This is a genomic window from Neisseria sp. P0019.S003, assembly GCF_051957115.1.
GTDB classification, from domain to species: domain Bacteria; phylum Pseudomonadota; class Gammaproteobacteria; order Burkholderiales; family Neisseriaceae; genus Neisseria; species Neisseria flavescens_D.
The window spans coordinates 1-569 of sequence record NZ_JBQCWT010000036.1 but is presented as its reverse complement, the minus strand read 5'-3'; the positions used below and the strand labels follow the sequence as shown (position 1 = coordinate 569).

The 569-nt window shown below is 42.0% G+C and carries 1 protein-coding gene; it reads right to left on the bottom strand.

Annotated features, from left to right (window positions below; translation table 11 throughout):
* Positions 1-10: 10 nt before the first annotated feature.
* On the bottom strand, positions 11-569 hold a 559-nt coding region (locus ACTHTS_RS10955), incomplete at its 5' end, for a peptidase M23 (protein WP_440370050.1).

Here is a 569-nt window from a genome sequence, read left to right as displayed (position 1 = left end):
GTATATAGTGTTAACGGCTTCCATAGCGGTGGTATAAAACTTTGACCAAGGTTACAAATGCCTCCTTGTTCAAATCAGGCATACCGCCGATAACCAAAATCAACTTGGTATTACCGATATATAAAGGGAAGAAAGTCAACTCACTTTGTCCTGAAGGATCGCAAATACCCCATGCATTATTATTAATATGCAGATTATTACGGATTAATAGGCGATGGCTACTGTCCATCTTTGTCACTTCACTGGCCAAAAGCCCCAACTCTTCGGCAGCCTCGTGATGAAAATTCGCATTTGCAAAATACAATCCGTTCTCGTCTGCCAATAATGCCTTACCTGAGCTTGAAAGTTGCTCCAATACAGAAGGCAATTGCTCATCAGTAAGATGCATATCCTCATTACTGGCATTTTCATCACCATACAAAAACTCAAGGCGTTGTAGGCGGTACAGTAAATTCAAAGCGGTATTGATATCACTGGTATCTGCCCATGCCAAAATTTTCTCACTGCTGATAACCTCTGTCGGGCTTGCTTTCAGCAAACTATATAACAAAGTGCGGCTGGCACTGGGA